The following is a 20,905-nucleotide window of genomic DNA, read 5'->3' as shown; positions in this document are numbered from 1 at the left end:
CGCTCCCTCCCGCCACGGGGCGCCCCGCGGCATCCTGCTCGATTCGAACGCTACCCCGCGAGACCCAGCTCGCGCGCGATGACCATGAGCTGCACCTCGTTCGTGCCCTCGCCGATCTCGAGGATCTTCGAGTCGCGGTAGTGCCGGGCCACGAGGCTCTCGTTCATGAAGCCCATGCCGCCGAAGATCTGGGTGGCGTCGCGCGAGTTGAGCATCGCGGCGTCGCTCGAGACGAGCTTCGCCATCGCGGCCTCCTTCTTGAACGGCAGGCCGGCGTCGACCCGTCGGGCCGCGTCGTGCCAGGCGAGGCGCGAGGTGTACACGCGGGCCTGCATCTGGGCGATCGTGAAGGCGATGTACTGGTGCGAGGCGATCGGAACGCCGAAGACGTTGCGGGTCTTCGCGTAGGCGAGTGCTTCGTCGAGGCAGCCCTGCGCGACCCCGGTCGCGAGCGCGGCGATCGCGATGCGCCCCTCGTCGAGCGTGCGCAGGAAGTTGGCGAAGCCGCGACCGCGTTCGCCGAGCAGGTTCGCCGCGGGCACGCGCACGTCGTCGAAGGTCAGCGGGTGGGTGTCGGACGCGCGCCAGCCCGACTTGTCGTAGCCGGGGGCGATCGTGAATCCGGGCGTCCCGTTCGGCACGATGATGGTCGAGAGCTCCTTCGAGACCGAACCGTCGGAGCGGGTGCGCTCGCCCGTCACCGCGGTGACCGTGACGAACCTCGTGATCGGCGTTCCCGAGTTGGTGATGAACTGCTTCGAGCCGTTGACGACCCACTCGTCGCCGTCGAGCACCGCGGTCGTGCGCGTCGCGCCGGCGTCGGAGCCCGCCTCGGACTCGGTGAGACCGAATCCGGCGAGCGCGCGCCCGGCCACGAGGTCGGGCAGGAGCTCGGCCTTCTGCGCCTCGGTGCCGTGGCGGTAGATCGGCATCGCGCCGAGGCCGACGGCCGCCTCGAGCGTGATCGCGATCGACTGGTCGACGCGGGCGAGCGCCTCGATCGCGAGGCACAGCGCCAGGTAGTCGCCGCCCTGACCGCCGACCTCCTCGGGGAACGGCAGGCCGAACAGCCCGAGTTCGCCCATCTGGGAGACCACATCCATCGAGAGCGTGTGGGTGCGGTCGGCCTCGTAGGACTGCGGGGCGACGACGGTGTCGGCGAACTCGCAGACCATGTCGTACAGCTGCTGTTCCTCGGCGCTCAGCTCGGTGCTCACGGTCGTGCTCCTCATTTCTGGTGGGGTGCGGTCGGGTGCGCGCCCTCGTGGGGTGCGCCCGATGCTTCGGGGGTCGTGGTGTTCGTCTCCGCCGGAGCCTCGGCGTCGCCGGGTGCCTCGACGGCGGATGCCTCGTGGTCGGACTCGACGCGGGCGACGGGCTGGTCGCGCGACACCTGCGCGCCCATCGCGACCGCGAGCCGAACGATGCCGGCGACGGGAGCCGTCACGCGGTGCTCCATCTTCATCGCCTCGATCGCGACGACGGCGTCGCCCGGTTCGACGCGGTCGCCGTCGGCGACGAGCACGGCGGTCACGGTGCCGGGCATGGGCGCGCGCAGTTCGGGATCCGCGAGCCCGCCGCGTTCGATCATCGCGAGACGGGCGTCGAGCGCGGCACGGCGGTCGACGGCGGGGACGCGCCAGGTGCCGAGCGGGCCGTGCAGCCAGAGGGCGCCGTCGGTGTCGGTTGCGACGGCGTCTGCGTGCGCGTTCGCGGCCGTGTCGCGCTCGAGCGCGCCGCGGCCGGCGCCCCCTCCCGCGGCCCAGCCGACCGCCGTCTGCCAGGCGTGGCCGCCGGCGGCTCGTGCCGCCGCGACCGCTGTCGCGGTGCGAACGCCCTCGGCCGCGGCGAGCACCTCGTTCGGGATCGCATCGGACTCGGGTTCCGGCATGCGGTCGATGAGCCCGGTGTCGAGGTCGCCGCGCTGCACCGCCGGTTCGGCGAGCAACCGGCGCAGGAACGCGAGGTTCGTGTCGACGCCGAGCACCACGGTCTCGGAGAGCGCGGCGTCGAGTCGTGCGAGCGCCTCGGCACGGTCGGCGCCGTGCGCGATGACCTTCGCGAGCATGGGGTCGTAGTCGGCGGTGATCTGCTGGCCCGAGCGGATGCCGCCGTCGACGCGCACGCCTTCGCCGCCTGGCTCGCGCCAGACGAGCAGTTCGCCGGTCGACGGCAGGAAGCCGCGCTCGGGGCTCTCCGCGTAGACGCGCGCCTCGATCGCGTGGCCCGTGAGGTGCACGTCGTGCTGACGCAGCGCGAGCGGCTGGCCCGCCGCGACGCGCAGCTGCTGCTCGACGAGGTCGACGCCCGTCACGAGCTCGGTGACCGGGTGCTCGACCTGGAGCCGCGTGTTCATCTCGATGAAGAAGAACTCCTCGGGGGCTGCGTCGGACACGAGGAACTCGACCGTGCCGGCGCCGCGGTAGTCGACGCTGCGTGCGGCGTCGCACGCCGACTGCCCGATGCGCGCGCGCGTCGCGTCGTCGAGCAGGGCCGACGGGGCCTCTTCGATGACCTTCTGGTGGCGGCGCTGCAGCGAGCACTCGCGTTCACCGAGGTGGATGACGCCGCCGACCTCGTCGGCGAGCACCTGCACCTCGATGTGGCGCGGGCGTTCGATGAGCCGTTCGAGCAGCAGCGTGTCGTCGCCGAAGGCGGCCAGCGCGACGCGCCTGGCCGCGGGGATGGCGGTGGCGAGCTCCCGCGCATCGCGGGCGATCTGCATGCCCTTGCCGCCGCCGCCGGCGCTCGGCTTCACGAGCAGCGGGTAGCCGATCGACTCGCCGGCCGCGGCGAGCGCGGCGTCGTCGAGGGTCGGGTCGGCGATGCCGGGCACGGTCGGCACGCCGGATGCCTCGACGTGCCGCTTCGCCCGGATCTTGTCGCCCATGATGTCGAGCGCCTCGACCCCGGGCCCGACGAAGACGATGCCGGCGTCGCGGCATGCGGCGGCGAAACCGGCGTGCTCGGAGAGGAAGCCGTAGCCGGGGTGGATCGCCTGGGCGCCGCGCTCGCGCGCCGCCGCGATGATTCGCGCAGGGTCGAGATAGCTCTCGGCGGCGGCGGCCGGCCCGATGCGTACGGCCTCGTCGGCGAGGCGCACGTGGGGCGCGTCGGCGTCGGCGTCGGAGAAGACGGCGATCGAGCGGATGCCGAGGCGGCGCAGCGTGCGGATGACCCGCACGGCGATCTCGCCGCGGTTTGCGACGAGCACCCGGTCGAAGGGGCGCGGCGGTCGTTCTTCGATGACGGCGTCGCCCGTGCCCATCCGCGCCTCCCTGCGCTCGAGGTGCGCAGATCAGTTAACGCGCACTAACTGGATTCGATGTTAGTGCTCGTTAACTGGAATCGCAAGGGGTGACGCCTCAGCGTGCCGCCTCAGCGCGCCGCCGACGCGAGCGCGACGCTGATGCGCTCGATGCCGAACTCGAACGCCCGATCGACGTCGCCCCCCAAGCGGAACGCGCCCGCGAGCTCCATGCTGATGAAACCCGTGACCCAGGCGGTGAGTGTGCGCGCGGCGTCGAGGGCGTGACCGGATCCCGCGAGCTCGGCCGCCACGGCGAGCAGCGGCGCACTGGCTTCGCGCAGCACCTCGACGTCGAGACCCGACTCGTCTCCCGGCGAGAAGACCAGGCGATAGGCCGCAGGCCGATCGTGCGCGAACGCCCGCACGACCTGGGCGAGGCGGGCCGCCTCGGCGACCGCGGCGTCACGATCGTCGGCGCCGCGCGCGAGCGGAGCGTCGTCGAGCCGGTCGCCGAGCTCGGCGATCGATGCGACGGCGATCAGCCGCACGAGCTCGCTCCGGTTGCGCACGCGCTTGTAGAGCGACGGGGCGCGCACGCCCACGCGCTCGGCGACGGCCTGCATGGTGAGCCCACCGAGCCCGTCGGCCTCGAGGATGGCGCGCCCGGCGCCGACGATGGCGTCGAGCGAGGTGCGTTCAGGTGTCGGCATCGGTGGATCCTTTCGACCATTCGACTCTAGGCTATTGCGCATAGCCATGATGGCTATGTAGCATAGCCATCAACTTCCCACCCATCCCAAGCGAGGCACACAGATGAAGCTCGGCCCCTCCCTCCACCGCATCGGCTCCGACATCGTCGCGGTCTATCTCGTCGACACCTCCGAGGGCGTCACCGTCATCGACGCGGGTCTCGCGGGGCAGTGGAAGGAGCTGACCGCCGAGCTCTCCGCGATCGGCCGCTCGCTCGCCGACGTGCGCGGCGTCGTGCTCACGCACGGCGACTCCGACCACATCGGATTCGCCGAGCGGCTGCGGCGCGACCACGGCGTCCCGGTCTTCGTGCACGCCGCCGACGCCGCACGCGCTCGCGGCGAGGAGTCGACGAAGCCCGAGTGGGGCGGCATGCGACTCGGGGCGACCGCGAAGTTCCTCTGGTACGCGCTCACGCGCAACGGCCTGCGCACGACCCCGCTCGCCGAGGTCGTCATCGTCGACGACGGCGACGTGCTCGACCTTCCGGGCGCGCCGCGCGTGATCAGCATGCCCGGACACTCCCCCGGCAGCATCGCGATCCACGTGCCCGTCGCCGATGCCGTCTTCGTCGGCGACGCGCTCACGACCCGGCACGTGCTCACCGGCGCGACCGGCCCGCAGCCCGCACCGTTCACCGACGACCCGGCCGAGGCGCTCGGCTCGCTGCGCCGCCTCGAGGGACTCGGCGCCACGTGGGTGCTCCCCGGGCACGGCACCCCGTGGAACCGCGGGGTCGACGAGGCGATCCGCGAGGTCGAAGCCGCGGCGGCCGCCGCGCGCTGACCGGTTCGGCGCGCGCCGCCCACGGCGCCGCGCGCCGCCCGCCGGCCGCACGCGGCCCACGCTCACATGCGGAAGAGTCCGAACCGGGGCTCGGGCAGCGGCGTGCGGCTCGCGAGCTCGAGCGCGAGGCCGAGCACGGTGCGCGTGTCCTCGGGCGCGATGATGCCGTCGTCCCAGAGCCGCGCGGTCGAATGGTACGGGCTGCCCTGGTCGTCGTACTGGGCGCGGATCGGATCCTTGAAGGCCTGCTCCGCCGCATCCGACCAGGCCTCGCCCGCGATCGCGAGCTGGTCGCGCTTGACCGTCGCGAGCACCGACGCCGCCTGCTCGCCGCCCATCACCGAGATGCGGGCGTTCGGCCACATCCACAGGAACCGCGGCGAGTACGCCCGGCCGCACATCGAGTAGTTGCCTGCGCCGAACGAGCCGCCGATGACGACGGTGAGCTTCGGCACCCGCGTCGTCGCGACCGCGGTGACCATCTTCGCGCCGTGCTTCGCGATGCCGCCGGCCTCGGCGTCGCGGCCGACCATGAAGCCCGAGATGTTCTGCAGGAACAGCAACGGGATGCCCCGCTGGTCGCAGAGTTCGATGAAGTGCGCGCCCTTCATCGCCGACTCGCTGAACAGCACGCCGTTGTTCGCGACGATGCCGACCGGGTGCCCGTCGATGTGGGCGAAGCCCGTGACCAGGGTGTCGCCGTAGTCGGGCTTGAACTCGGCGAACTCGCTGGCGTCGACGAGCCGTGCGATGACCTCGCGCACGTCGTAGGGCTGCTGCACGTCGACCGGGACGGCGGCCGTGATCGCCGCGGGGTCGACGGCCGGCGGGCGGGGTTCGCGCACCGCCCAGGCGCGGGGCGCCTGGGCCGGCAGGGTCGCGACCATGTCGCGCACGAGTTCGAGGGCGTGCTCGTCGTCCTCGGCGAGGTGGTCGACGACGCCCGAGGTGCGCGCATGCAGTTCGCCGCCGCCGAGCTCCTCGGGGGTCACGACCTCGCCGATCGCGGCCTTCACGAGGGGCGGGCCGCCGAGGAAGATGGTGCCCTGGTTCCGCACGATCACGGTCTCGTCGCTCATCGCCGGCACGTAGGCGCCGCCCGCGGTGCACGACCCGAGCACGGCCGCGAGCTGCGGGATGCGCATCGACGAGAGCTGCGCCTGGTTGTAGAAGATCCGGCCGAAGTGATCGCGGTCGGGGAACACCTCGTCCTGCAGCGGCAGGAACGCGCCACCGGAGTCGACGAGGTAGACGCACGGCAGCCGGTGCTCCTTCGCGACCTCCTGCGCGCGCAGGTGCTTCTTCACCGTCATCGGATAGTAGGTGCCGCCCTTCACGGTGGCGTCGTTGCAGACGACCATGACGGGTCGGCCGTGCACGAGACCGATGCCCGTGATGATGCCGGCGCCCGGCGAGTCGTCGCCGTAGAGGCCGTCGGCGGCGAGCGGTGCGAGCTCGAGGAACGGGCTCCCCTCGTCGAGCAGGCGCACGACGCGGTCGCGCGGCAGCAGCTTGCCGCGTGCGACGTGACGGGCTCTGGATGCCTCGGGCCCGCCCGCTGCGGCCGCCGCGAGCCGCGCCCGCAACTCGGCCGCCAGTTCGGCGTGCGCCTCGGCGTTGGCCCGGCCGGCGTCGCCGTCGGGGTCGATCTGCGTGTGCAGGATGCCCATGCGCTCCGCTCGTCTCGCTCGGTCCGTCGTCGTCGACGGCGCGCCCCCTTGCCGCGGGCACTTGGTTTCGGTTAGTGTGCACTAACTCGATTCCCGATGTTAGCGAGCGTTAACCGAGATGGCAAGCAGCCCCGCAGCCCCCGCATCCACCGCGGCCGCGCTCACCGAGCGAGGCCGGCAGAAGGCCGATCGTCGCGCCGCCATTCTCGCGGCCGCAGCGACGCTCTTCGCCGAGCGCGGCTATGCGGGCGTCACCATCGAAGACCTCGGCACCGCGGTCGGCGTCTCAGGGCCGGCGGTCTACCGCCACTTCCCCGGCAAGGCCGCCGTGCTCGCCGCCATCCTCGAGGGCGCGAGCCGCGCGCTGCTCGATGGCGCCGAGCGGGTGCTCGACGAGGCATCCGAACCCGAGCGCTCGCTGCGTGCGCTCATCGCGCACCACGTCGACTTCGCACTCGGCGACGCCGACGTCATCCTCGTGCAGGATCGCGAACTCGAGCAGCTCGACGCCGGCGCGCGCCACGACGTGCGCCTCCTCCAGCGCCGCTACGTCGAACACTGGGTCGACGTGCTCTCCAGACTCCGGCCCGATCGGGCCGAGGCGGAGCTCAGGGTCAGGGCACACGCCGCCTTCGGCCTCCTGAACTCCACTCCGCACAGCGCCCGCATCCCCGGGCGCCGACCTGCCGACGGCACCATCCGCGGCATCCTGGAGGAGATGGCATGGGCGAGCCTCATGTCGTGACGCTGCGCGCGACCCGCGACGGCGATCTCGATGCACTGTTCCTGATCGAGCAGGACCCGGTCGCGGTCCGGATGGCGGCCTTCACCCCGCCCGATCCGAGCGACCGCGCGATGTTCGACGCCCACTGGCGCCGACTGCTCGACGACCCCGCCGTCGACGCCCGCACCGTGCGCGCCGATGGCGAGATCGTGGGCAGCGTCGCCCGCTGGTACGACGAGGGCACCCCCGAGATCACGTACTGGATCGACCGGGCGCAGTGGGGCCGTGGCATCGCCACGCGCGCGATGCACCTCTTCCTCGACGCGCTCGACGAACGCCCGGTGCGCGCCCGCGTCGCCGCCGACAACGCCGGGTCGATCGCGGTGCTCGAGAAGCTCGGCTTCGAGCAGGTCGGCACCGAGCACGGCTACGCCAACGCCCGCGAGACCGAGATCGAGGAGCGGGTCTACCGCCTGTCGTGAGCCGCCGTGAGCCGCGTCGAGGGTGCGGATGCCTCGACGCGGGCGCCGCTCAGGATCAGCGGCCGTCGACGGCGTCAGCCGTCGCCCGGTCGGTTGCCGGGGCGTGCGCCGAGCCCGTCGGCGAGCGCGTCGATGCGCCGCGCGAGCTCGAGGTCGCGGGAAGTGACGCCGCCCACGTCGTGGGAACTCAGCGTGAAATCGATGCGTCCCCAGCCGAGCCGCACGTCGGGATGGTGGCCGAGGGCGTCGGCCACGGCCGCGACCTCGTCGAGCAGCTCGACCGCGCTCGCGAAGTCGTCGGTGCGATAGGCGCCGTCGAGGCGATCGCCGGTGTGGACGAATGCCGTGCCCGCCAGGTCGTCGGCGGTCTCGGACGGAGTGAGGGTGCGCCGCGGGTGGTCCATACCGCCATCATCCTCCTCGCACCCGCCCGACGCTCGTCGAGTCACCGAGAACCGTCCTTGCGGGCGGGATTTCGAACGCTTCTTGGCGACTCGGTGAGGTGAAGGGGGCGCGTCGGGCAGGGGTGGGGGGCAGGGTTGTGGGGGCAGGGCGGGCGAGAACGGCGGCGCGCCCGCCCCGCTCCCGCGATCACATCATGGTCAGCGCACGCCCCGGTTCGCGCAGGATCGCGCCGATGTCGGCGAGGAAGCGCGAGCCCTGCTGGCCGTCGACCAGGCGGTGGTCGAAGGAGAGGCTCAGGGTCATGACCTCGCGAAGGGCGATCTCGCCCCGGTACTCCCAGGGCTGCCGTCGTACCGCCCCCATCGCGAGGATCGCCGCCTCCCCCGGATTCAGGATCGGCGTGCCCGCATCGATGCCGAAGACCCCGATGTTCGTGATCGAGATGGTGCCGCCCGCGAGCGACGACGGGCTCGTGCGGCCCGAGCGGGCCGTCTCTGCGAGCGCGGTGATCGCGTCGGCGAGCTCGAGCAGGGTCAACCGGTCGGCGCCGGGGATATTCGGCACGACGAGTCCGCGCTCGGTCGCCGCTGCGATGCCGAGGTTCACGCCGGCGAACTGCACGATCTCCTGCGCCTCCTCGTCCCACCGTGCGTTCACCTCGGGGGTGCGGCGTGCGGCGATGCAGAGGGCCTTCGCGACGACCGCGAGCGGCGTCACCCGATGCGCGGCGAGCGCGCGGTCCTCGCGGAGGCCGCGCACGAGCTCCATCGTCTCGGTGACGTCGATCGTCAGGAACTCGGTCACATGCGGGGCCGTGAAGGCGCTGCGCACCATGGCCGCCGCGGTGTGCTTGCGCACGCCCTTGATCGGGATGCGGGTCTCGGCGGGCCGGGAGCCCGTGGCGAGCGGCTGCGCCTCGCGGTCGGCGCCGCCCACGGCCTGCGCGGACGCGTCGGCACCGGTCGCGGCGGCAGCCTGTTCGACGTCGTCGCGCGTGATCAGGCCGCGCGGGCCGGTGCCCACGATGCGTTCGAGCTCGAGCCCGAGGTCGCGTGCGAGCTTGCGCACCGGCGGGGTCGAGCGCGGGCGCTCGGCGACGACCGCGGCGTCGTCGAGCTCGCCCGGGGCCGCGATCGGCTCGGCGAGATCGGCGACCGACTGCGATGCGTGTTCGGCGACCGGCGTCGCGCGGCCGCGCGCCCGGCGTCGCGGCGCGCCCTCGTCGCCGGCGCCGTAGCCCACGAGGTTCGGCCCGGGCGCGGCGTCGCGCGAGGCGGCCTCGGGTTCGCGACCCGTCGGCGCCGACGAGGTCTCGGCGGCATGCGCACCCCCCATGGTCTCCGCCTCGCCCGCGGGCTCGCCCGTGTCGCAGGAGAACAGCGGCGCGCCGACGTCGACCGTCTCGCCCTCCGCGGCGTGCAGGGCCGTGATGACGCCCGCGAACGGCGAGGGCAGTTCGACGACCGCCTTCGCCGTCTCGACGTCGGCGACGATCTGGTTGAGTTCGACGCGGTCGCCGACGGCGACGCGCCACGCGACGATCTCGGACTCGGTGAGCCCCTCGCCGAGGTCGGGCAGCGGGAAGTCGCGGATCATCGTGCTCACGCCTCCACCCCGCTCAGCGAATTCGGACGGCCGAGGGCGCGATCGACCCCGTCGAGGATGCGGTCGAGGTCGGGCAGATGATGGCGCTCGAGCTTCGCGGGCGGGTACGGGATGTCGTGACCCGTGACGCGCACCGGCGCGGCCTCGAGGAACTCGAAGCAGCGCTCGGTGATCGACGCGGCGATCTCGGCGCCCATGCCGCCCTGCTGGCCGGCCTCGTGGGCGATCACGAGCCGGCCGGTGCGCCGCACCGACGCCTCGATCGGCGCGTAGTCGATCGGCGCGAGCGAGCGCAGGTCGATCACCTCGAGGGAGATGCCCTCCTCCGCGGCCGCGGTCGCGGCATCCCGCGCCGTCTGCACGAGCGCGCCGTAGGTGACGAGCGTGACGTCGCTGCCGCGCGCGAGCGTCGCGGCGACGCCCATCGGCGGAGCGTCGGCGAGGCTGGCCGTCTCGTCGACCTCGCCCTTGACGTGGTAGCGGCGCTTCGGCTCGAAGAACAGCACCGGGTCGTCGCTCGCGATCGCCTGGCGCACCATCAGGTAGGCGTCGGCGGGGTTCGAGCACGCGACGACACGGAGGCCAGCCGTGTGCGCGAAGTACGCCTCGGGCGACTCCGAGTGGTGCTCGGCCGCGCCGATGCCGCCGCCGAACGGCACGCGGATCGTGATGGGCATCTTGACCGTGCCGCGCGAGCGGTAGTGCAGCTTCGCGACCTGGGCGACGATCTGGTCGAAGCCCGGGTAGATGAAGCCGTCGAACTGGATCTCGACGACCGGCCGGAATCCCCGGTACGCGAGGCCCACGGCCGTGCCGATGAGCCCGGCCTCGGAGAGCGGCGAGTCGACGACGCGGTGCCCGCCGAACTCGGCCTTCAGCCCGTCGGTCACGCGGAACACGCCGCCGAGGGTGCCGATGTCCTCACCCATCAGCACCACCTTGTCGTCGTCGGCGAGGGCGCGCCGGAGACCGGCGTTCAGGGCCTTCGCGAGCGTCAGCTGCGTCATCGCGCACCTCCTTCGGTACGGCCGGATGCCTCGGGCCCGGCTGCTGCCGCCGCGCCCCCGCGCTCCTCCGGCTCGTCGAACAGCGCGAGGTAGCGCGCGTAGTTCGTGCGCTGGCGCTCGACGTGGCTGTTCGGCTCGGCGTACACGTGGTCGAAGACGCTGAGCGGCTCGGGGTCGGCGAGGGTCGTGATCGCGGCACGGAGTTCGGCCGCCACACGGTCGGCCTCGGCGGTGGCCTCGCGCTCGAGCCCGGCGACGTCGACGCCCGAGCCGTCGAGGTAGGCGAGCACGCGCGAGATGGGGTCGCGCTCGCGCCACTCGGCGAGTTCGGCGTCGCCGCGGTACCGCTTGGGGTCGTCGGCGGTCGTGTGCGGGCCCATCCGGTACGTGACGGCCTCGATGAAGCTCGGCCCCTCGCCGCGGCGGGCGCGATCGAGGGCGAAGCGGGTCGCGGCGAGCACGGCGAGCACGTCGTTGCCGTCGACGCGGAGGCCGGGCATGCCGAAGCCGTCGGCGCGACGCGCGATCGCCTGCTTGGACTGGAGCCCGACCGGCTCGGAGATCGCCCACTGGTTGTTCTGGCAGAAGAAGACGACGGGGGCGTCGAAGCTCGAGGCGAAGACGAGGGCCTCGTTCACGTCGCCCTCGCTCGTCGCACCGTCGCCGAAGTAGGCGATCGCGGCGGCGTCGGAGCCCTCCCAGCGCAGTCCCATGGCGTAGCCCGTGGCGTGCAGTGCCTGCGCGCCGATGATGATCTGCGGCACGGCCATGTTGTGCTCGTACGGGTTCCAGCCCGAGGCTGCGGTGCCGCGCCAGACGCTCAGCAGCTCGGCCGGGGCGACCTTACGGTGCCACGCCAGCGCGTGCTCGCGGTAGCTCGAGAAGACGAAGTCGTCGTCGCGAAGCGCGTGGGCCGACCCGATCTGGGCGGCCTCCTGCCCCGCGAGCGGCGGCCACAGGCCGAGCTCGCCCTGACGCTGCAGCGCGGTGGCCTCCGTGTCGATGCGGCGCACCACGACCATGTCGCGGTACAGGCGGCCGAGCACCTCGAGGTCGACGTCGGCGACCCACGGGTCGTAGACGGCATCGCGCACACGGTCACCCGCGGGGGTGATCAGCTGCACGAAGGGGTCGGGACGTGTCAGGAGGCCGGTGGCGTCTCGGTCGGATGGGGTCATCGTCGATCCTCGCTCTCAGCGGGCCCGCTTCGTGGGCAGCCCGCACCGGCGACTCTGCCGGATACCGTGAGCGTACGTCGATCGGTCACACAGCTCAAGCAAGCGTGAACCGATTGAGCATGTTGCCAAGCCGACGCCGACCCGGCGGTGCTATCGTGTGGCGTTATGACCGGTTACGACGCCGTCGACCGAGCGCTGCTCGCGGCGCTCTCCCCCGACCCCCGGGCGACGGTGGTCGCCCTCGCCGATCGGCTCGGCCTCTCGCGCAACACGGTGCAGGCGAGGATGGCCCGCCTCGAGTCCTCCGGCGCGTTCCTCTCATTCGAACGCAGCATCGATCCCGCGCCGCTCGGCTACCCGATCGAGGCGTTCATCGCCGTGCACGTGCGGCAGAAGCTGCTCGGCGAGGTCGTCGACCAGATCGCCGCGATCCCCGAGGCGATCCAGGCCCACGGCCTCTCGGGGTCGATCGACCTGCTCGTGCGCGTGGTGTGCCGCGACGCGCACGACCTGTTCCGCATCGACGGCGAGATCCTCGCGATCGACGGCGTCGAGCGCACCGAGACCTCCCTCGCCATGGGTGAACTGATCCCCTACCGATTGGGGCCGTTGCTGGAGCGCTGAACACCGCCTCCCGGCCTGCAAAGAACATTTTGCAAACAAACACTTGCAAAGATTTCTTTGCAACGCTATCTTTGCACCATGACCGAGACGCCTGAGGACCTCGCGAACCAGCCCAGCAGCACCCGCCACCCCGGCATCGACCATGTGCTTTCGACGAAGGCGCTGAAGTCGCTCGCCCACCCGCTGCGCGTGCGCATCTACGACGAGCTCTCCGCCTACGGCCCGCTCACTGCGAGCGGGCTCGCAGAGCGGCTCGGCGAGTCGAGCGGTTCGATGAGCTATCACCTGCGCGAACTCGGGCGATCGGGCCTCGTGCGCGAGAACACCTCGCGGGGCAAGGGCCGCGAGCGCTGGTGGGAGCGGGTGCCCGGCTCGGTCGCGCTACCCGATGCGCGCTCGCTGCCCGCCGGCAGCGCAGAGCGCCTCGCGGCGAAGCTCGTCGAAGACGAGTGGCTGCGCGCGCGCGAGCAGAACTCCCGCGACTTCCTGTCCGAGGGCGATCAGGTGTTCGGCCCCGAGTGGCTCGACGTCGCGACGAGCGACACGATCAACCTCCGGCTCACGCCCGAGCAGCTCGCCGCACTCGTCGCCGAGATCGACGTCGTCTTCCTCAAGTACGGCGAGCTCTACAAGCACACTCCGTCGCCGGGTTCGCGCCCGGTGCAGATCCACCTCAACGCCTTCCCGCTCGTGCGCGGGGAGGTCACGCCCGAAACGACTCCGAAGGAGCGATGATGACGAACGCAACACTCTCCCCGCTCGCCCCGGGTGCCGGCCCGCTCGCCGCGCTCGCCGTTCGCGGCGGACTCGGCCTCGCGGCCTGGGGGCTGAGGCTCGCGAGCCGACGCAACGACCGCGAACGCCAGCTCGACCGACTCGAGGCCCGCGCCGCGGCGCAGCGGGCGCTCGCCGAACGCGACGCCCAGTTCGGCCGCGCGACGACCCGACTGCTCTGACACGCGGCTGCTCTGACGCGCTGCTTCTGCAGGAGATCAGGCCCCATCCCCTGCTCTGAAGCAGTTTCAGTGCAAATCTCCTGCGGAAGCAGCCGCGCCGGCGCGAAACGTCGGATGCCCCGCCCGAGAGTCTCGGGCGGGGCATCCGCGCACTGCTGAAGGGCGACGACTAGTCGTCGGCGCCTTCGGCGGGAGCCTCGGCGTGCTCACCGGTCGCGCCGCGACCCTCGGAGTCCGCGTCCTCGGCGAGGACCGGGGCGAGCGAGAGCTTGCCGCGGTCGTCGATCTTCGTGATCTCGACGAGGATCTTCTGGCCGACGCCGAGCACGTCTTCGACGTTCTCGACGCGCTTGCCGCCGGCGAGCTTGCGCACCTCCGAGATGTGGAGGAGGCCGTCCTTGCCGGGCAGCAGCGAGATGAACGCGCCGAAGGCGGCGATCTTCACGACGGTTCCGAGGAACTGCTCGCCGACCTCGGGGTTGGTCGGGTTGGCGATCGCATTGACCTGGGCACGGGCGGCCTCGGCCGACGGGCCGTCGACGGCGCCGATGTAGACGGTGCCGTCCTCCTCGATGGAGATGTCGGCGCCGGTCTCGTCCTGGATGGCGTTGATCGTCTTGCCCTTGGGGCCGATCAGCTCGCCGATCTTGTCGACGGGGATCTGCACGCTGATGACGCGAGGCGCGGTCGGCGCCATCTCGTCGGGAGCGTCGATCGCGGCGTTCAGCACGGCGAGGATCGTCGTGCGGGCGTCCTTCGCCTGCGTCAGCGCGCCGGCGAGCACCGAGGCGGGGATGCCGTCGAGCTTCGTGTCGAGCTGGATCGCCGTGACGAACTCGCTGGTGCCGGCGACCTTGAAGTCCATGTCGCCGAGTGCGTCTTCAGCACCGAGGATGTCGGTGAGCGCCGCGTAGCGGGTCTCACCGTTCACGGTGTCGGAGATGAGGCCCATCGCGATGCCCGCGACCGGCGCGCGCAGCGGCACACCGGCGTTCAGCAGCGAGAGGGTCGATGCGCAGACCGAGCCCATCGAGGTCGAGCCGTTCGAGCCGAGCGCCTCGGAGACCTGGCGGATGGCGTAGGGGAACTCTTCACGAGTGGGCAGCACCGGCACGAGCGCACGCTCGGCGAGCGCGCCGTGGCCGATCTCGCGGCGCTTGGGCGAACCCACACGCCCCGTCTCACCCGTCGAGTAGGGCGGGAAGTTGTAGTTGTGCATGTAGCGCTTCTTGGTGACCGGGCTCAGCGAGTCGATCTGCTGCTCGAGCTTCAGCATGTTCAGCGTGGTGATGCCCAGGATCTGGGTCTCGCCGCGCTGGAAGATCGCCGAACCGTGCACGCGGGGCACGACCTGCACCTCGGCGTCGAGCGGACGGATGTCGGCGAGGCCGCGGCCGTCGATGCGGACGCCCTCTTCGAGGACGCGCGTGCGCATGACCTTCTTCGTGACCGACTTGTACGCGGCCGACACCTCGGCGTTGGCCGACTCGGGCAGCTCGCCCGCCTCGACCTTCGCGGCGATGTGCTCCTTGGTGCGCGCCTTGAGTGCGTCGTCGGCGTCCTGACGCTCGACCTTGCCGGCGATCTGGTAGACGTCCTTGAGCTCGGCGGCGGCGAAGGCCTCGACGGCCTCCTTCACCTCGGGCTGGTACGGCGGGAACGTCGGGTAGTCGGCGACGGGCTTCGCAGCGGTCTTCGCGACCTGCTCCTGCGCCTCGACGAGCTGCTTGATGAAGGGCTTCGACGACTCGATGCCCTGCGCGATGATCTCTTCGTTCGGCTTGACCGCGCCGGCCTGGATCAGGTTCCACGCGTTGTCGGTCGCCTCGGCCTCGATCATCATGATCGCGACGTCCTGCGAGCCGTCGGCCTCGGTCACGACGCGACCGGCGACGACCATGCTGAACACGGCGTCCTCGAGCTGCGAGTGCTTCGGGAACGCGACCCACTGGCCGTCGATGAGCGCGACGCGGACACCCGCCACGGGGCCGGAGAACGGCAGGCCCGAGAGCTGGGTCGAGAGCGACGCGGCGTTGATGGCCAGCACGTCGTAGAGCTCGTCGGGCTCGATGGCGAGCACCGTGACGACGACCTGCACCTCGTTGCGGAGGCCCTCGACGAACGAGGGGCGCAGGGGGCGGTCGATGAGACGGCAGGTGAGGATCGCCTCGGTCGAGGGGCGGCCCTCGCGACGGAAGAACGAGCCCGGGATGCGACCCGCGGCGTACATGCGCTCTTCGACGTCGATCGTCAGCGGGAAGAAGTCGAAGTGCTCCTTCGGCTGCTTCGAGACGGAGGTCGCCGAGAGCAGCATGGTCTCTTCGTCGATGTAGGCGACCGCCGAGCCCTGCGCCTGCTGCGCGAGGCGGCCGGTCTCGAAGCGGATGGTACGCGTGCCGAACTTGCCGTTGTCGATGACGGTCTCGGCGAACGTGATTTCAGGACCTTCCAAGAGGCCTCTCCTTTGTTTACCGTCGCACCCCGTGTGGGCGCGACTCGTACGAAGGAGCAGGAACAGGCATTACGAATCGCAAGAGCTTGCGTTCACGCTGGCCACCAGTAGAAGTCCACCAAATCGAGTTGGTGATCCACCACAGGGGACCAGCTTCCTGCCGGCCTGCTCCAATGATCGCCCGGGCGAATGCACGGGCAACCGCTCCCAATGCTAGCAGAGGGCCCGTTTTCGGGCCGTGAACTGCGGATGTCCCGCGTGTGACGCGTCGGCGCGGCGCGCGCCGCGAGGCATCCGTGCAAGACTCGAGAGCATGACTTCCGACGAGCAGACGACACCCAGCGCCTCCGAGGAGACCAAGCGCAAGTTCCGCGAGGCGCTCGAACGTAAGAACAACGCGTCGAAGCGCCGTGAGGGCGAAGCGCACCTCGACGGCTCGGGCGCCGCGAACCAGACGCACGGCCCCGCCGACCACAAGCGCGAGTTCCGCCGCAAGAGCGGCTGAGCTCACCCCGCGCTCCGCGCACCGAGCGGGCTCCGCTCTGCGCCGCCTCCCGTGCGTCGCGGCGATGCCGGTCGGCGCCCGAACTCCGGGGGCAGGGCGACCGGTTCGAGCGTTGCGCGCCCTGCGACCATCCCGTCGCCGGCGGCGCGACCCCGCATCCGCCTGAGCACCCAGGGCACCGCATGACGGCGCAGCCAGGCGAGGTCGCCGAGTTCACCCGGGTCGGCCGCGTCGTCGTGGATCGCCAGTTCGAGGGCCGCGAGCTCATGGGCATCGGGGATGCCGAGCACCCTGGCCGCCGCGTACGCGAGCCCGCGGTGGCCCGATGAGTTGAGGTGCACGCGATCCTCCGCCCATCGATCGGCGGCGGTGAGCCCGGGCTCGGCGGCGACGTCGACGAAACGGACGCCCTGCGCCGTCGCCATCTCGCCGAGCACCGCGTTGAACCGGGCGAAGCGGGCGGCGAGCGGCCTCGCCTCGCGGCGGTCGGGCAGGAACGGCGTGACGAGCAGCACCTCGCAGCCCGTCGCGCGCACTCGCCCGACGGCGGCGCCGAGCTCACGTGCGAGTCGCTCGGGGTCGATGCGGCGACCGACCAGGTCGTTGCCCCCGACGAGCACCGAGACGAAGTCGGCGCCGAGCTCGAGTGCGCGCGGCAGCTGCTCGTCGACGACGTCGCGCACCCTGCGGCTGCGCACGGCGAGGTTCGCGTACGCGATCGGCTCACCCTGAGGTGCGGCGAGCGCGAGCAGCATCGCGAGCCGGTCGGCCCAGCCGCGGTACGAACCCTCAGGCGTGCGCGAGGTGTCGCAGAGGCCCTCGGTGAGCGAGTCGCCGACGGCCACGTAGCGGCGCGGCCTCGGGGGCGGCGGCGGCGCTGCCGGTGCCGCTGTCACTGTCGCCGCGATCGTTGCGGCGAGCGGGCGGGATGCCACGCGCCCGAGCTGCTCCCCCACGGCGCCGTCGGCGCGCGCCGAGCCGCGTGACGGCATCGCACGACGGAGCCCCGTGGCATCCTCGTAATGCCCGATGAGCTCGTCGCCGAGCCGATCCCAGCCGCGCCCGAGCACCGAACCGCGGGCGTGCAGGGCGAAGGCGCGGCGCTTCGCGGCGTCGCCGGCGAGGTCCTGCACGCGCGACCGCATCTCGTCGAGGTCGCCGGGGCGGTAGAGCCAGCCGTTGCGGCTCTGCTCGACGAGATCGAGCGGCCCGCCGCGCCCCGTCGCGACGACCGGCACACCGCTCGCGAGCGCCTCCTGCACCGTCTGGCAGAAGGTCTCGTGCTCGCCCGGGTGCACGAACACGTCGAGACTCGCCATCGCCCGGGCGAGCTCGTCGCCGTCCAGGAATCCGGTGAACAGCGCCGCCGGCAGCCGCCGTTCGAGCGCGGCCCGCGCGGGACCGTCGCCGACGACGACGAGCCGCACGCCGGGCATGCCGGAGAGCGCGACGAGGTCGTCGACCTGCTTCTCGGCGGCGAGTCGTCCCACGTAGCCCACGATCGTCTCGCCGCCCGGCGCGACGCGACGCCGCCACGACTCGTCGCGGCGGGAGGGGGCGAAGCGCTCGGTGTCGACACCTCGCCGCCAGATCCGCAGCCGTTCGACGCCGAGCGATGCGAGCCGCTCGACCGCCGAGCTCGAGGGGGCGAGCGTGAGTGTCGCTCGACGGTGGAGCCGGCCGAGATGACGGGTCAACGCGGGCTCCGCCGCCGGGATGCCGTAGCGCTCGGCGTACGCGGGCACGTCGGTCTGGTAGACGGCGACTGACGGCGCCCCAGCCGTCTCGGCCGCGAGCACGCCGCGCCAGCCGAGCACGAACGGAGACGCGAGATGCACGACGTCGGCCCGGTGTTCGCGCACGATCGCGGCGAGCCTCGCCGCCCCCGCGAGCGTCACCCGCACCTCGGGGTAACTCGGCAGCGGCACCGAGGGAAGGAGGATCGTACGGGCGTCGCCGTAGAGGGCCCGATCGACCGGGCCGGAGCGGGGTGCGACGACGAGGGCCTCGTGCCCGCGCCGTTCGAGATGGCGAAGCACCTGCAGCAGCGAGTGCGTCACGCCGTTCATGTGCGGGAGGAACGATTCTGCGAGGAGGACGACCTTCACGCATCCAGCGTGCGGTGCGAAGCCGCGCCGACGGGCGTCGAACGGGCCCGTGCGCGAAGGATTCACCCGACGGTCGACGCGTGTTCGCCGTGGTCCGCTCTGCGGTCAACCACTCGCGCTCCTCGGTGCACGGGCGGATGATGGAGGGAAGGCACCATCGGATTCGAGGAGGAACACCATGGCTTCCGTCGCACGTGTCACCACCATCACCGTCCGTTCGGAGACGAGTTTCGACGATGCGGTCGCCGCAGGCGTCGCCCGCGCGTCGGAGACGCTCCGCAACGTGAGCGGGGCGTGGGTGAAGGAGCAGAAGGTCGAAGCGACCGACGGGCGCATCACCGGATGGTCGGTGACGCTCGAGGTGACGTTCGTGCTCGACGACTGACGCGCACGCATCGACGGCGGGGAGGGCCTCCCGGACCTCCCCACCGTCGTCGCGCGCCTACTCCCCCGCGAGGCCGCCGATGAGGTGCCCCATGGGACGGTCGAGCTGGAACGGGTCGTTGACGAGCTGGGAACGATCGGTGCGCTCGACGAGCTCGGCGAACTCCTTCGCGCCCCGGTAGATGCGATCGGGCAGCGAACGGACGCCGTCGCCCTCGGCGCCGCCCCAGTCACCGGTCGCGGCGAACACGCCGGTCGTGACGGGGATGGCGTGCAGGTAGGTGAACAGCGGCCGCATCGCATAGTCGATCGCGAGCGAGTGACGCGGCGTGCCGCCCGTCGCGCCGAGCAGCACCGGCAGGTCGGTGAGCGCCTGCGGGTCGATCACGTCGACGAACGACTTGAACAGGCCCGCGTAGCTCGTGGTGAAGATCGGGGTGACGGCGATGAGCCCGTCGGCCGAGGCGATCGCGTCGAGGGCCGTTTCGAGCTTCGGCGGCGCGAAGCCGAGCAGCAGGTGGTTCGTGATGTCGTGCGCGAGTTCGCGCAGCTCGAAGGTCTGCACCTCGACCTGCGTGCCGTGCTCGGCGAGCACCGAGACGGCGTCGGCCGCGAGCCGGTCGGCGAGCTGTCGCGTCGAGCTCGGGGTCGAGAGCCCCGCCGAGACGACGATGATCTTCTTCGCGGTCATCGGGTCGCCCCCTGACGGATCGCCGCGGGGCCGAATGCCGAGCCGGCGGGGTTCGCCGGGGCGTCGACGGTCGCGGTGTCCTGGTAGGGCGAGCCGACGGTGAGGTTGTCGCCGCGGTTGGCGTTCGGGGTCGCCTGGCGGGGCGCCTCGGTGCCGTACTTCGCCCGCACCAGTGCCGCGTGGGTCGGGGCGTCCGGCACCTCGGCCGGGCGGCCCTTCTCGAACTCCTCGCGGAGCACGGCGACGACCTCGCCGAGCAGGTCGAGCTGCTCGAGCACCGTCTGCAGCGGAAGCCCCGCGTGGTCGATGAGGAAGAGCTGGCGCTGGTAGTCGCCGACGTAGTCGCGGAAGCCGAGCGTCTTGTCGATGACCTCCTGCGGGCTGCCCACGGTCAGCGGGGTCTGCTGTGTGAACTCCTCGAGGCTCGGGCCGTGGCCGTAGACCGGCGCGTTGTCGAAGTAGGGGCGGAAGTCGCGCACCGCGTCCTGCGAGTTCCTCCGCATGAACACCTGGCCGCCGAGTCCGACGATCGCCTGCGCGGCCGTGCCGTGGCCGTGGTGCTCGAAGCGCTGGCGGTACAGCGCGATCATGCGCTGCGTGTGCGAGGCGGGCCAGAAGATGTGGTTCGCGAAGAAGCCGTCGCCGTAGAAGGCCGCCTGTTCGGCCACCTCTGGCGTGCGGATCGAGCCGTGCCACACGAACGGCGGCACGCCGTCGAGCGGGCGCGGCGTCGAGGTGAAGCCCTGCAGCGGGGTGCGGAACTTGCCCGACCAGTCGACGACGTCCTCGCGCCAGAGCCGGTGCAGCAGTTCGTAGTTCTCGACGGCCAGCGGCAGGCCCTGGCGGATGTCCTTGCCGAACCACGGGTAGACGGGCCCGGTGTTGCCACGGCCGAGCATGAGGTCGGCACGACCGTCGGAGACGTGCTGCAGCATCGCGTAGTCCTCGGCGATCTTCACCGGGTCGTTCGTGGTGATGAGCGTCGTGGCGGTGGAGAGCTGCAGGGTCGTGGTCTGGCCGGCGATGTAGGCGAGGGTCGTGGTCGGCGACGACGACCAGAACGGCGGGTTGTGGTGCTCGCCGAGCGCGAAGACGTCGAGGCCGACCTCTTCGGCGTGCTTGGCGATCGCCACGGTGGCCTTGATGCGCTCGGCCTCGGTCGGCGTGCGCCCCGTGGTCGGGTCCTGGGTGATGTCGCTGACGGTGAAAATACCGAACTGCATGATGCTGCTCCTGAGCTCATCCGATGATAGGTGGAGTCTATGCGTTTGCATACATCTCGTCCAACCGAGGCCGTCCCCACGATATTCCCCGCCTGCCCGCAAGCA

General features: G+C 71.8%; 20 protein-coding genes. 8 read left to right on the top strand and 12 right to left on the bottom strand.

The features are described from left to right. Positions 1 to 50: 50 nt before the first annotated feature. From GQQ93_RS02870 to GQQ93_RS02860, 3 genes are all read right to left on the bottom strand, one after another. Positions 51 to 1,232 carry an acyl-CoA dehydrogenase family protein gene (locus tag GQQ93_RS02870; protein WP_157422689.1) on the bottom strand — a complete coding sequence of 394 codons (1,182 nt, stop codon included), beginning with the start codon at positions 1,230 to 1,232 and terminating at the stop codon, positions 51 to 53. Then, positions 1,229 to 3,268, bottom strand: coding sequence for an acetyl/propionyl/methylcrotonyl-CoA carboxylase subunit alpha (locus tag GQQ93_RS02865; protein ID WP_157422688.1), 2,040 nt, complete (start codon positions 3,266 to 3,268; stop codon positions 1,229 to 1,231). The genes GQQ93_RS02870 and GQQ93_RS02865 overlap by 4 nt, the downstream gene beginning before the upstream one ends. Positions 3,269 to 3,378: 110 nt before the next feature. Beyond that, positions 3,379 to 3,960 carry a TetR/AcrR family transcriptional regulator gene (locus GQQ93_RS02860; protein WP_157422687.1) on the bottom strand — a complete coding sequence of 194 codons (582 nt, stop codon included), beginning with the start codon at positions 3,958 to 3,960 and terminating at the stop codon, positions 3,379 to 3,381. 103 nt (positions 3,961 to 4,063) lie between these two features. On the opposite strand from GQQ93_RS02860, the gene GQQ93_RS02855 reads away from it, so the two are divergent. Beyond that, entirely contained in the window at positions 4,064 to 4,786 is a 723-nt protein-coding gene (locus tag GQQ93_RS02855) for an MBL fold metallo-hydrolase (RefSeq protein WP_157422686.1), read from the top strand. A 62-nt stretch (positions 4,787 to 4,848) separates the two neighbouring features. Here GQQ93_RS02855 and GQQ93_RS02850 read toward each other — a convergent pair whose 3' ends face one another. Continuing rightward, the gene (locus tag GQQ93_RS02850) at positions 4,849 to 6,456 is read right to left on the bottom strand and encodes a carboxyl transferase domain-containing protein (protein WP_157422685.1); all 1,608 of its coding nucleotides are present in this window, start codon (positions 6,454 to 6,456) and stop codon (positions 4,849 to 4,851) included. Between the two features lie 118 nt (positions 6,457 to 6,574). Here GQQ93_RS02850 and GQQ93_RS02845 point away from each other — a divergent pair, with 118 nt between their 5' ends. After that, the gene (locus GQQ93_RS02845; protein ID WP_157422684.1) at positions 6,575 to 7,201 is read left to right on the top strand and encodes a TetR/AcrR family transcriptional regulator; all 627 of its coding nucleotides are present in this window, start codon (positions 6,575 to 6,577) and stop codon (positions 7,199 to 7,201) included. Then, entirely contained in the window at positions 7,180 to 7,662 is a 483-nt protein-coding gene (locus GQQ93_RS02840; RefSeq protein WP_157422683.1) for a GNAT family N-acetyltransferase, read from the top strand. Before GQQ93_RS02845 ends, GQQ93_RS02840 begins: the two co-directional genes overlap by 22 nt. Before the next feature lie 74 nt (positions 7,663 to 7,736). Here GQQ93_RS02840 and GQQ93_RS02835 read toward each other — a convergent pair whose 3' ends face one another. The 4 genes from GQQ93_RS02835 to pdhA form a co-directional block, all read right to left on the bottom strand. Beyond that, positions 7,737 to 8,066, bottom strand: coding sequence for a 4a-hydroxytetrahydrobiopterin dehydratase (locus GQQ93_RS02835; protein WP_157422682.1), 330 nt, complete (start codon positions 8,064 to 8,066; stop codon positions 7,737 to 7,739). A gap of 187 nt (positions 8,067 to 8,253) precedes the next feature. Next, positions 8,254 to 9,663, bottom strand: a complete 1,410-nt coding sequence (locus GQQ93_RS02830; protein ID WP_157422802.1) for a dihydrolipoamide acetyltransferase family protein — start codon at positions 9,661 to 9,663, stop codon at positions 8,254 to 8,256. Between the two features lie 5 nt (positions 9,664 to 9,668). Further along, complete coding sequence (locus GQQ93_RS02825; RefSeq protein WP_157422681.1) at positions 9,669 to 10,679, bottom strand: alpha-ketoacid dehydrogenase subunit beta; 1,011 nt, start codon at positions 10,677 to 10,679, stop codon at positions 9,669 to 9,671. After that, positions 10,676 to 11,857: a pyruvate dehydrogenase (acetyl-transferring) E1 component subunit alpha gene (gene pdhA / locus GQQ93_RS02820; protein ID WP_157422680.1), complete on the bottom strand. Its 1,182-nt coding sequence runs from the start codon at positions 11,855 to 11,857 to the stop codon at positions 10,676 to 10,678. The genes GQQ93_RS02825 and pdhA overlap by 4 nt, the downstream gene beginning before the upstream one ends. A 165-nt stretch (positions 11,858 to 12,022) precedes the next feature. On the opposite strand from pdhA, the gene GQQ93_RS02815 reads away from it, so the two are divergent. The 3 genes from GQQ93_RS02815 (at position 12,023) to GQQ93_RS02805 (ending at position 13,437) form a co-directional block, all read left to right on the top strand. After that, entirely contained in the window at positions 12,023 to 12,481 is a 459-nt protein-coding gene (locus GQQ93_RS02815) for an Lrp/AsnC family transcriptional regulator (protein WP_157422679.1), read from the top strand. Between the two features lie 78 nt (positions 12,482 to 12,559). Next, positions 12,560 to 13,216: an ArsR/SmtB family transcription factor gene (locus GQQ93_RS02810; RefSeq protein ID WP_157422678.1), complete on the top strand. Its 657-nt coding sequence runs from the start codon at positions 12,560 to 12,562 to the stop codon at positions 13,214 to 13,216. Then, on the top strand, positions 13,216 to 13,437 hold the full coding sequence (locus tag GQQ93_RS02805) for a hypothetical protein (RefSeq protein ID WP_157422677.1): 222 nt from the start codon (positions 13,216 to 13,218) through the stop codon (positions 13,435 to 13,437). The genes GQQ93_RS02810 and GQQ93_RS02805 overlap by 1 nt, the downstream gene beginning before the upstream one ends. Before the next feature lie 169 nt (positions 13,438 to 13,606). Here GQQ93_RS02805 and GQQ93_RS02800 read toward each other — a convergent pair whose 3' ends face one another. After that, complete coding sequence (locus GQQ93_RS02800; RefSeq protein ID WP_157422676.1) at positions 13,607 to 15,889, bottom strand: polyribonucleotide nucleotidyltransferase; 2,283 nt, start codon at positions 15,887 to 15,889, stop codon at positions 13,607 to 13,609. Positions 15,890 to 16,202: 313 nt separating this feature from the next. Here GQQ93_RS02800 and GQQ93_RS02795 point away from each other — a divergent pair, with 313 nt between their 5' ends. Next, positions 16,203 to 16,394: a DUF5302 domain-containing protein gene (locus GQQ93_RS02795; RefSeq protein ID WP_157422675.1), complete on the top strand. Its 192-nt coding sequence runs from the start codon at positions 16,203 to 16,205 to the stop codon at positions 16,392 to 16,394. A gap of 2 nt (positions 16,395 to 16,396) precedes the next feature. On the opposite strand, the gene GQQ93_RS02790 is transcribed toward GQQ93_RS02795, so the two are convergent. Next, complete coding sequence (locus GQQ93_RS02790) at positions 16,397 to 18,502, bottom strand: GDSL-type esterase/lipase family protein (protein ID WP_157422674.1); 2,106 nt, start codon at positions 18,500 to 18,502, stop codon at positions 16,397 to 16,399. 178 nt (positions 18,503 to 18,680) lie between these two features. Here GQQ93_RS02790 and GQQ93_RS02785 point away from each other — a divergent pair, with 178 nt between their 5' ends. Continuing rightward, on the top strand, positions 18,681 to 18,887 hold the full coding sequence (locus GQQ93_RS02785) for a dodecin family protein (RefSeq protein WP_157422673.1): 207 nt from the start codon (positions 18,681 to 18,683) through the stop codon (positions 18,885 to 18,887). A 57-nt stretch (positions 18,888 to 18,944) separates the two neighbouring features. Here GQQ93_RS02785 and GQQ93_RS02780 read toward each other — a convergent pair whose 3' ends face one another. Both GQQ93_RS02780 and GQQ93_RS02775 read right to left on the bottom strand, forming a co-directional pair. Then, positions 18,945 to 19,577, bottom strand: a complete 633-nt coding sequence (locus GQQ93_RS02780; protein WP_157422672.1) for an FMN reductase — start codon at positions 19,575 to 19,577, stop codon at positions 18,945 to 18,947. Continuing rightward, complete coding sequence (locus GQQ93_RS02775; protein ID WP_157422671.1) at positions 19,574 to 20,800, bottom strand: LLM class flavin-dependent oxidoreductase; 1,227 nt, start codon at positions 20,798 to 20,800, stop codon at positions 19,574 to 19,576. The genes GQQ93_RS02780 and GQQ93_RS02775 overlap by 4 nt, the downstream gene beginning before the upstream one ends. Positions 20,801 to 20,905: the final 105 nt, after the last annotated feature.

This window comes from Agromyces lapidis (genome assembly GCF_009749405.1).
Taxonomy (GTDB): Bacteria; Actinomycetota; Actinomycetes; order Actinomycetales; family Microbacteriaceae; genus Agromyces; species Agromyces lapidis.
This window is presented reverse-complemented; position numbering and strand designations above follow the sequence as displayed.